Raw genomic sequence first — 10131 nt, forward strand, 5'->3', positions numbered from 1 at the left:
CCCCATGAAACCCTTTAGCATCATCCTTCTTGCCCTGTTCGTCGCTCAAACCCCTGCCTGGGCGCACGGCGACGCTGCCGACCAAGTCAAGGTCCTGCAGCAGCAACAACCCTCGAACGCCCCCGGCAAGAGCGCCGTGATGCTCACCGTCAGCTACGCCCCCGGCCAGGCATCACCCGCGCATCAGCACCCGGGCGCAGTGATGGCCTACGTGCTGGAAGGGGCAGTGGTATCGAAGCTCGATAACGAGCCGGAGAAAACCTACAAGGCCGGTGAATATTGGTATGAAGCCCCGGGTACCGTGCACAGCGTGTCGCGCAACGCCAGTCAGAAGCAGTCAGCCAAGTTGCTGGTCTGGAGCCTGGTGGATGAAGGCAGTGCGGTCACATTGCCCTATCCGGCAGCAGGCTCGGAGCGCTGAGCCTGCCCCAGCCGGGTTGTAACTTCCTGCATCAGGTTCGGGTCCAGTACCTGGCAAGGCGCGACCTGCACGTTGCTCGTGTAGAACGGCGGCAGATTCTGCGCCAGTCGCGCAACATCCTTGGCAGTGCAGCCTGTTGGCAGCAATACATATTGCAGGCTTGAGGGGAAGGACGGCGCGGTGTGCCGTTCCATGGTGGAGCCATACGCGCCAAGGGTCATGACCGCCTCGCTGCCGGCTGGGTCCGGAAAACGGAGCAGGACGAATGTGCAGTAACGGGGGTGGGTGAGATGCTGGTGTGCTTCGTCGCGGACCTGTGGGTCGTCATGGTTCATCAGGTTCCAGCGCAGCGCGGCGTAGCTGCGAGTGGTCTCCATGAACGCAGTGCGAATGGGGGAGCGCGTTTCGTCACCGCCCAGGCAGGACAGCAGATTGCCGAATGGGTCCAGCAAGGCTACGGCGTTGCACGTATCTGCCGCGAGAGCTGTGTCGACCAATGGCGCGGCCAGTTCGATGCCGGGCAGGCGAGGATCTGCACTTTTGCTGCGCAGGCTCCATGGGCTCAAGCCCTCCAGGGCCTGGCGTACCAGGCTCCGGCTGGGTAGGGTGATCGGGTCTTTCAGGGCAGATGGCGGGAGGCCGGCGTTGCTGCTTTCGTCGTGCACGTGGTTCACGCTGGCCTCGAACAACGAACGGGTAAGGCACATCGTTGCGGCGTCGATGCGTTCGCCAGCGTAGACCGGCCCTTGCGGCGGCCCGACATAGTCGCGATCAAAAGGGTTGCCGACAGCATAGTAGCCCCACGTGGCTTGCGCGCGCAGACGAAGTGCGGCCGGCAGGCCGGGGAATTCGAAACGGCCGTCATGATTGACGCCGGCAAAGGTGTCGAGCGCACTTACGGCAACATTGAAGCCGGCAGTCAGCAAGGCACCTGCGCACATGGCGCAGGGGTCGAGCGTGGTGATGACGGTCAGTTCATGCGTGGGGGGGAGGGCAAGGCGCTGCTGGTTGTCGAAATACCAGTCGACCAGCCGGCGCTCACCATGCCCCGTTGGGTCGCGGAGCCTGAATGCGGGTTGCGCCTGGCTGGCAGAGGGCTCCAGCACGCGGTTGTGCAGGGCGATCAGTACCTTGCCAGTGGCATTTTCGATGATGCAGCCACCCACGGCGAACGTTGCTTGTCGGCTTGCCAAGAGGGCCTGGTTGGCGGCGATTGCTACCGCTTGCTGAGCGTTCTGGGTGAAATCGTTGGCTTTCATGCTTGCCTGTGCTCGTCGAGGGATCTCGGACGATACAGCAGCCGTGCGCTGGCATGAGGGGATAAGTGCAACAAAAAACCTCCAGTGCTTGCGCATCTGGAGGTTTTCAAATTTTGGCTCCGCGACCTGGACTCGAACCAGGGACCCAATGATTAACAGTCATTTGCTCTACCGACTGAGCTATCGCGGAATCTGTGCGTATCTTACTGATTGCCCAGGGGAAGTCAAGCCACCCCTAGGCAAAACAATGAGTTACAGCACCTGCACGATAGCTTTGGTCACTACGTGGATGTTGCTCTGGTTCAGCGCGGCCACGGCGATGCGGCCGGTGTCCAGCGCATAGATGCCGAACTCGTTCTTCAGGCGGGCGACCTGTTCGACGGTCAGGCCCGAGTACGAGAACATGCCAACCTGGCGGCCAACGAAGCTGAAGTCGCGGTTGGCGCCATATTCGGCCAGCAGCGAAACCATCTGCTTGCGCATGCCGTGGATGCGCTCGCGCATTTCGGCCAGCTCGGTTTCCCACATCTGGCGCAGTTCGGCGCTGTTCAGCACGGTGGCAACGATGGTTGCACCGTGGGTCGGCGGGTTGGAGTAGGTGGTGCGGATCACGCGCTTGACCTGCGACAGCACGCGGGTGCTCTCGTCCTTGGAGGCGGTGACGATCGACAGCGCACCGACGCGCTCGCCGTACAGCGAGAACGACTTGGAGAATGAGCTGGACACGAAGAACTCCAGGCCCGACTCGGCGAACAGGCGCACGGCGAAGGCGTCTTCGGCGATGCCGTCACCGAAGCCCTGGTAGGCCATGTCGAGGAATGGCACGTGGCCCTTGGCCTTGACCACTTCCAGGACGTTTTTCCAGTCGTCCAGGTTCAGGTCGACGCCGGTCGGGTTGTGGCAGCAGGCGTGCAGCACCACGATCGAGCCGGACGGCAGGTTGTTCAGGTCTTCGAGCATGCCGGCGCGGTTGACGTCGTTGGTCGGCGCGTCGTAGTAGCGGTAGTTCTGCACCGGGAAGCCGGCCGATTCGAACAGCGCACGGTGGTTTTCCCAGCTCGGGTCGCTGATGGCAACCACGGCGTTTGGCGACACACGCTTGAGGAAGTCGGCGCCAATCTTCAGTGCGCCGGTACCGCCGACGGCCTGCACAGTAACCACGCGGCCAGCGGCCAGCAGTGGCGACTCGGCGCCGAACAGCAGCTTTTGTACAGCCTGGTCGTAGGTGGCGATACCGTCGATCGGCAGGTAGCCGCGCGAGGCGTGCTGGGCGGCACGCTGGGTCTCGGCTTCGATCACGGCGCGCAGCAGCGGAATGCGGCCTTCCTCATTGCAATATACGCCCACGCCCAGGTTGACCTTGTCGGTACGTGGGTCGGCGTTGAATGCTTCGTTGAGGCCCAGAATAGGGTCGCGGGGTGCCAGCTCGACAGCGGAAAACAGGCTCATTGTTACCTTGGCTCTGATTGGAGTGTGATAGGACGTACACGCTCCAGCCCGAATGCACTGAAGCGGTGCACAAACGGGGAGTCAGTATAGTGATACCGACCGGTCACCGCGACAGTCCGGCATCGCTTTTCAGGTCATTTGCGCAAATATTTTTCGACCATTGGTCTAATTGCCGGGTCCACCGTAACAAGCGCTCACAGCTGTGCCTTGAAACTGCCCCCCGGCGGGCGCATTTGGGTATAGACTACTGGCTAAATTTACAGTTGCTGCAACACCGCGAGGTCCGTCATGTCCGAGTTCCAGCTCGTCACCCGTTTCCAGCCGGCCGGCGACCAGCCCGAGGCCATCCGCCAGATGGTCGAAGGTATCGAGGCGGGGCTGTCGCACCAGACGCTGCTCGGGGTGACTGGCTCGGGCAAGACCTTCAGCATCGCCAACGTCATTCAGCAGGTGCAGCGGCCTACCCTGGTGCTTGCGCCGAACAAGACCCTGGCCGCGCAGCTTTATGGCGAATTCAAGGCATTCTTCCCCAACAATGCGGTGGAGTACTTCGTTTCCTACTACGACTACTACCAGCCTGAAGCCTACGTACCGTCGTCCGACACCTTCATCGAGAAGGACGCTTCGATCAACGACCACATCGAGCAGATGCGCCTGTCAGCGACCAAGGCATTGCTGGAGCGGCGTGACGCGATCATCGTCACCACCGTGTCGTGCATCTACGGCCTGGGCAGCCCCGAGACCTACCTGAAAATGGTCCTGCACGTGGACCGCGGCGACAAGCTCGACCAGCGCGCGCTGCTGCGCCGCCTGGCCGACCTGCAATACACCCGCAACGAGATGGACTTTGCCCGCGCCACCTTCCGCGTGCGCGGCGATGTGATCGACATCTTCCCGGCCGAATCGGACCTCGAGGCCATCCGCGTCGAACTGTTCGATGACGAGGTGGAGAACATCGCAGCCTTCGACCCGCTGACCGGCGAGGTCTTCCGCAAACTGCCGCGTTTCACCTTCTACCCCAAGAGCCACTACGTCACCCCGCGGGAAACCCTGCTGGAGGCGGTGGAAGGCATCAAGGAAGAGCTCAAGGACCGCCTGGAGTACCTACAGAAGGCCAACAAGCTGGTCGAGGCCCAGCGCCTGGAGCAACGCACCCGCTTCGATCTGGAGATGATCCTGGAGCTGGGCTACTGCAACGGCATCGAGAACTACTCGCGCTACCTGTCCGGGCGCCCGGCCGGGGCGCCGCCGCCCACCCTGTACGACTACCTGCCGCCCGATGCGCTGCTGGTGATCGACGAATCCCACGTCAGCGTTCCGCAGGTCGGCGCCATGTACAAGGGCGACCGCTCGCGCAAGGAAACCCTGGTCGAGTACGGCTTCCGCCTGCCTTCGGCGCTGGACAACCGGCCGATGCGTTTCGACGAGTGGGAGGACGTCAGCCCGCAGACCATCTTCGTCTCCGCCACCCCGGGTCCCTATGAGGCCGAGCACGCCGGGCGCGTGGTAGAGCAGGTGGTGCGCCCCACCGGCCTGGTCGACCCACAGGTAGAAGTACGCCCGGCGCTTACCCAGGTGGATGACCTGCTGTCGGAAATCCGCAAGCGCGTGGCACAGGGCGAGCGGGTGCTGGCCACCACGTTGACCAAGCGCATGGCCGAAGACCTCACCGACTACCTGGCCGACCACGATGTGCGGGTGCGTTACCTGCACTCGGACATCGACACCGTCGAGCGGGTGGAGATCATCCGCGACTTGCGCCTGGGTACCTTCGACGTGCTGGTGGGCATCAACCTTCTGCGTGAGGGCCTGGATATGCCCGAGGTGTCGCTCGTGGCGATCCTCGATGCCGACAAGGAAGGTTTCCTGCGCTCCGAGCGCTCACTGATCCAGACCATCGGCCGTGCTGCGCGTAACCTCAATGGCCGGGCCATCCTGTATGCCGACAACATCACCGGTTCCATGCAGCGCGCCATCGACGAGACCGAGCGTCGTCGCGAGAAGCAGATCGCCTTCAACCAGGCCAATGGAATCGTGCCCAAAGGCGTGGTCAAGGACATCACCGATATCATGGAAGGCGCGACCGTGCCCGGCGCGCGCAGCAAGAAGCGCAAGGGCATGGCCAAGGCAGCGGAGGAGAGCGCCCGTTACGAGGCCGAGCTGCGCACGCCGGGCGAGATCACCAAGCGCATCAAGCAGCTGGAAGAGAAGATGATGCAGTTCGCCCGCGATCTGGAGTTCGAGGCCGCGGCGCAATTGCGCGACGAGATTGCCCAACTGCGCGAGCGGCTGATCACCAGCTGATTTCTTTACTGCCTGCACTGGCCTCTTCGCGGGTAAACCCGCTCCCACAGGATCGTTGTAATCCTTGAGCTCTGCGCAGTACCTGTGGGAGCGGGTTTACCCGCGAAGAGGCCGGCTCAGGCGACAACCCCATTCAGTGGGCCTCCCCAGCCTTCAGCCCCTCCGGCAACTTGCGGGTCAACAACACCGCCACCATGCTCACCGCCAACCCGATCCCCACAAAGTGGAACGCATCGTTATAGGCCATGATCAACGCCTGCTGGTGAGTGATCTCGCTCAACTTGCCCAGCGCCGCATTGTCATTGCCCAGCCGCTCCGCCAGTTGCGCCAATCGTTCCGCCACCTGCGGGTTGCTCGGCACCACTGCCTCCCTCAGGTAATCGAAATACACCTTGGTCCTTGCATCCAGCAGCGTGGCCAGCAGCGCAATGCCGATCGCACCGCCCAGGTTACGCAGGATATTGAACAGGCTCGACGCCGAACCCGCATCCTGCGGCTGTATATACGCCGTGGCGATCAGCGAAATGGTCACCATGATCATTGGCTGGCCGATGGCACGGATGATCTGGATATGGTTGAACTGCGGCCCTGCAAAATCCGGGTTGAGCACCCCCGAGCCGAAACTGGCGGCGCCGAACAGGCAGAACCCCAGGGCACACAACACCTTGGGCGACACCACTTTCATCAGTTGCGGCACCAACGGGATCAGGAACAGCTGCGGGATACCCATCCACATGATCACCTCGCCGATCTGCAAGGCGTTGTAGCCCTGCACCTGCGCCAGGTACAGCGGCAGCAGGTAGATCGACCCGTACAAGCCCACCCCCATGCCAAGGCTGGCGATGCTCGACAGGCCAAAGTTGCGGTTGCCGAGGATGCGCAGGTTGATCAGCGGGTGTGGCTTGGAAAACTGCAGGATGACGAAGGTGATCAGGCTGACCAGGGCGATGCTGCCCAGGCCGACGATCAGCTGCGATTCCAGCCAGTCCTTGCGGTGGCCTTCCTCCAGGAACACCTGCAGGCAGCCAAGCCCCAGGCCCAGGGTGAGGATGCCGGCGTAATCGGTGCTTTTCAGCAGTTCCCAGTGCGCGTCCTTCTTTTCCAGCCCGTACAGCAGGCCGGCGATCATCACCAGGCCCGGTGGGATATTGATGTAGAAAATGTACTCCCAGCCCCAGTTCTCGGTCAGCCAGCCGCCCAAGGTGGGGCCGATGGAGGGGGCGAAGGTGGCGGTCATGGCGAACATGGCCATGCCCTTGGCGCGGTGGTGTTCGGGCAGCTTGATCAGGGTCAGGGTGAAGGCCAGCGGGATCAGCGCACCGCCGGTAAAACCTTGCAGGGCGCGGAACAGGATCATGCTCTCCAGGTTCCAGGCCATCGAACATAACAGCGACGACAACAGGAAGCCGCCGGATACCCACACGGCCAGGCGCCGCGCCGACAGCAGCTGCACCAGCCAGGCGGTGAGCGGGATCATGATGATTTCCGCGACCAGGTAAGAGGTGGAAATCCACGAGCCTTCCTCCAGCGTCGCCGACAGTGCGCCCTGGATGTCCTTGAGCGACGAGTTGGTGATCTGGATGTCCAGCACCGCCATGAAGGCGCCGAGCATCACGCTCATTACCGCGATCCAGTCCCGCCGTGTCGGCTCCGCGGTTGGCCTGAGCAGCTGGTCACCGGCCATTGTGGCCTTCGTCTTCGCTGCGCAGGTCGACGGTGGCGGTCACCGACATGCCAGGGCGGATGCGCCCGTGCAGCGGGTTGTCAGCGCGGAAGGTCAGCTTGACCGGAATACGCTGCACCACCTTGGTGAAGTTGCCGGTGGCGTTGTCGGGCGGTAGCAGGCTGAACTGCGCGCCGGAGGCGGCGAAAAGGCTGTCGACCCGGCCTTCTATCGGTGTGTCGGGGTAGCTGTCGAACAGCAGCTCGGCACGCTGGCCGGGCTGCATGCGGCCGATCTGGGTTTCCTTGAAGTTGGCCTGCACCCAGATGTCTTCGTCCGGCACGATCGACAGCAGGTAGGCACCGGCCTGTACCACCTGGCCATTACGCGCGTTGCGCTGGCCGATACTGCCACTGATCGGTGCGCGGATTTCGCAGCGGGTCAGGTTCAGTTCGGCTTGTGCCAGGTCGGCGCGGGCGTTGGCGATCTGCGCGTCGAGGCGCTTGAGTTCGGCGGTCAATGCGTTGACTTGCTGGCGCTGGCTTTGCAGGTCGGCACGGGCCTTGTCGACCTGCGAGCCGGCGACATGGCTGTCCGCGGACAGGGTGGTGACCCGTTCTTCCGATACGAAACCTGGTTTGCGCAGCTTCTCGGCACGGCTCAGGTCCAGGCGCGAGCGGTCAAATGTAGCTTGGTTGGCCGCCACCTGGGCCTGGCCGGCGGCGATCAGGCTGGCTTGCTGCGTCAGGCGGCTTTGCGCCTGCACCTGCTCAGCTTCGCGGGTGGCCAGGGCGGCGCGGGCGCGTTGCACGGCCAGTTCGAAGTCGGCGGCCTCCAGGCGCACCAGCAGGTCGCCTTTTTTGACGTGCTGGTTGTCCTCGACCCGCACCTCGTCGATGCGTGCGCCCAACTGGCTGGAAATGCGGGTGATCTCGCCCTGTACGTAGGCGTTGTCGGTGCTTTCGTAGAAGCGGCCCTTGAAGTACCAGTGGCCCAGGAAGGCGAGGGCGATGACGGCCACCAAGGTGAAGAAGACCAGCAGGCGGCGTTTGAGTTGGGCAGGCATGAGGACTATCGTTCCAGAAATGTAAATAAATTTAACAGCGGCACATGGCCAGTCGACAAGTGACGTTCGCGCCATTGCTGGAGCCCGGTGCCTGCCTCCTGCTAACATCCCGCCTTTGTTTCATCTTTCGTTCGAGACTCTCCATGACCACCGTACGCACGCGTATCGCGCCATCGCCTACCGGCGACCCCCATGTCGGCACTGCCTACATCGCCCTGTTCAACTACTGCTTTGCCAAGCAGCACGGCGGTGAGTTCATCCTGCGCATCGAAGACACCGACCAGCTGCGCTCCACGCGCGAGTCGGAGCAGCAGATCTTCGATGCCCTGCGCTGGCTCGGCATCGAATGGAACGAAGGTCCGGACGTCGGCGGCCCGCACGGCCCTTACCGGCAGAGCGAGCGTGGCGAAATCTACGCCAGGTACGCCAAGGAGCTGGTTGACGCCGGCCATGCCTTCTACTGCTTCTGCACCGCCGAAGAGCTGGAGCAGATGCGCGCCGAGCAGCAAGCCCGTGGCGAAACCCCGCGCTACGACGGCCGCGCGCTGCTGCTGAGCGCCGAGGAAGTGCAGCGCCGCCTGGACGCTGGCGAGCCGCACGTTATCCGCATGAAAGTGCCGAGCGAAGGCGTGTGCGTGGTACCGGACATGCTGCGTGGCGATGTCGAGATCCCGTGGGACCGCATGGACATGCAGGTGCTGATGAAGAACGACGGCCTGCCGACGTACTTCCTGGCCAACGTGGTCGACGACCATCTGATGGGCATCACCCACGTGCTGCGCGGCGAAGAGTGGCTGCCATCGGCACCCAAGCTGATCAAGCTGTACGAATACTTCGGCTGGGAACAGCCCAAGCTGTGCTACATGCCGCTGCTGCGTAACCCGGACAAGTCCAAGCTGTCCAAGCGCAAGAACCCGACCTCGGTGACTTTCTACGAGCGCATGGGCTTCATGCCCGAGGCGATGCTCAACTACCTGGGCCGCATGGGCTGGTCGATGCCAGACGAGCGCGAGAAGTTCTCGCTGGCCGAGATGGTCGAGCACTTCGACCTGTCGCGTATCTCGCTGGGCGGCCCGATCTTCGACATCGAGAAGCTGTCCTGGCTGAACGGCCAGTGGCTGCGCGAACTGCCGGTCGAGGAGTTCGCCGCGCGCCTGCAGAAGTGGGCGTTCAACAGCGACTACATGATGAAGATCGCCCCACACGTGCAAGGCCGGGTGGAAACCTTCAGCCAGGTTGCCCCGCTGGGCGGGTTCTTCTTCGAAGGCGCGCTGAAGCTGGACGTCAAGCTGTTCGAAAGCAAGAAGCTGTCGGCCGACCAGGTACGCCAGGTGATCCAGCTGATCCTGTGGAAGCTCGAAAGCCTGCGTCAGTGGGAAAAAGAGCGCATCACCGGTTGCATCCAGGCGGTGGTCGAGGCGCTGGAGCTGAAGCTGCGTGATGCCATGCCGCTGATGTTTGCCGCCATTACCGGCCAGGCCAGCTCGGTTTCGGTACTGGACGCGATGGAAATCCTTGGCCCGGACCTGACCCGCTACCGCCTGCGCCAGGCCCTGGACCTGCTGGGTGGTGTGTCGAAGAAAGAAAACAAAGAGTGGGAAAAGCTGCTGGCCTCTATCGCCTGACAGTGGTCCCGAGGCCACAAGCCGAACTTGTGGGAGCGGGTTCACCCGCGAATACGATGGTGCGTTTTCCGTCGCATTCGCGGGTAAACCCGCTCCCACAGGGCTCACTGTTCGGTTTTGGCAAGGGGAGGGCGGTAAGTGATTGTTATCTGTGAAAAATTTTTTGAATATTTTGAAAAATTCGTTTGACAGCCCTGCAATCCGATCTTAATATGCGCCCCGTCCACAGCGATGAACGAAAACGAAACGCCAGGCACCCAGCCAGCGCTTCGGTTCAAAGCGACATTGTGGGGCTATAGCTCAGCTGGGAGAGCGCCTGCATGGCATGCAGGAGGTCAGCGGTT

The 10131-nt window shown here is 62.6% G+C and carries 7 protein-coding genes and 1 tRNA gene; 3 read left to right on the plus strand and 5 right to left on the minus strand.

Features of this window, described 5'->3' with window-relative positions; all coding sequences use genetic code 11:
* The first annotated feature begins 4 nt into the window (after nucleotides 1–4).
* The gene (locus MJ643_RS23455; RefSeq protein ID WP_013971587.1) at nucleotides 5–421 is read left to right on the plus strand and encodes a cupin domain-containing protein; all 417 of its coding nucleotides are present in this window, start codon (nucleotides 5–7) and stop codon (nucleotides 419–421) included.
* Here the strand turns inward: MJ643_RS23455 and MJ643_RS23460 are convergent.
* From MJ643_RS23460 to MJ643_RS23470, 3 genes are all read right to left on the minus strand, one after another.
* The gene (locus MJ643_RS23460; RefSeq protein ID WP_196184634.1) at nucleotides 394–1680 is read right to left on the minus strand and encodes a nucleoside deaminase; all 1287 of its coding nucleotides are present in this window, start codon (nucleotides 1678–1680) and stop codon (nucleotides 394–396) included. The two genes, MJ643_RS23455 and MJ643_RS23460, sit on opposite strands and share 28 nt — an antisense overlap.
* Nucleotides 1681–1794: 114 nt before the next feature.
* Nucleotides 1795–1870, minus strand: a tRNA-Asn gene (locus tag MJ643_RS23465).
* 62 nt (nucleotides 1871–1932) lie between these two features.
* Complete coding sequence (locus tag MJ643_RS23470) at nucleotides 1933–3129, minus strand: amino acid aminotransferase (RefSeq protein ID WP_013971589.1); 1197 nt, start codon at nucleotides 3127–3129, stop codon at nucleotides 1933–1935.
* Nucleotides 3130–3417: 288 nt separating this feature from the next.
* Here MJ643_RS23470 and uvrB point away from each other — a divergent pair, with 288 nt between their 5' ends.
* Nucleotides 3418–5433 (plus strand): excinuclease ABC subunit UvrB, encoded by a 2016-nt coding sequence (uvrB, locus tag MJ643_RS23475; protein ID WP_013971590.1) that lies wholly within the window; start codon nucleotides 3418–3420, stop codon nucleotides 5431–5433.
* A 133-nt stretch (nucleotides 5434–5566) separates the two neighbouring features.
* Here uvrB and MJ643_RS23480 read toward each other — a convergent pair whose 3' ends face one another.
* Entirely contained in the window at nucleotides 5567–7117 is a 1551-nt protein-coding gene (locus MJ643_RS23480) for an MDR family MFS transporter (RefSeq protein ID WP_023661890.1), read from the minus strand.
* On the minus strand, nucleotides 7107–8162 hold the full coding sequence (locus MJ643_RS23485; protein WP_013971592.1) for an HlyD family secretion protein: 1056 nt from the start codon (nucleotides 8160–8162) through the stop codon (nucleotides 7107–7109). Before MJ643_RS23485 ends, MJ643_RS23480 begins: the two co-directional genes overlap by 11 nt.
* A 143-nt stretch (nucleotides 8163–8305) precedes the next feature.
* On the opposite strand from MJ643_RS23485, the gene gltX reads away from it, so the two are divergent.
* On the plus strand, nucleotides 8306–9787 hold the full coding sequence (gene gltX, locus MJ643_RS23490) for a glutamate--tRNA ligase (protein WP_013971593.1): 1482 nt from the start codon (nucleotides 8306–8308) through the stop codon (nucleotides 9785–9787).
* Nucleotides 9788–10131: the final 344 nt, after the last annotated feature.

This window comes from Pseudomonas sp. PNPG3, from assembly GCF_023093815.1.
Classification (GTDB): Bacteria; Pseudomonadota; Gammaproteobacteria; order Pseudomonadales; family Pseudomonadaceae; genus Aquipseudomonas; species Aquipseudomonas asiatica.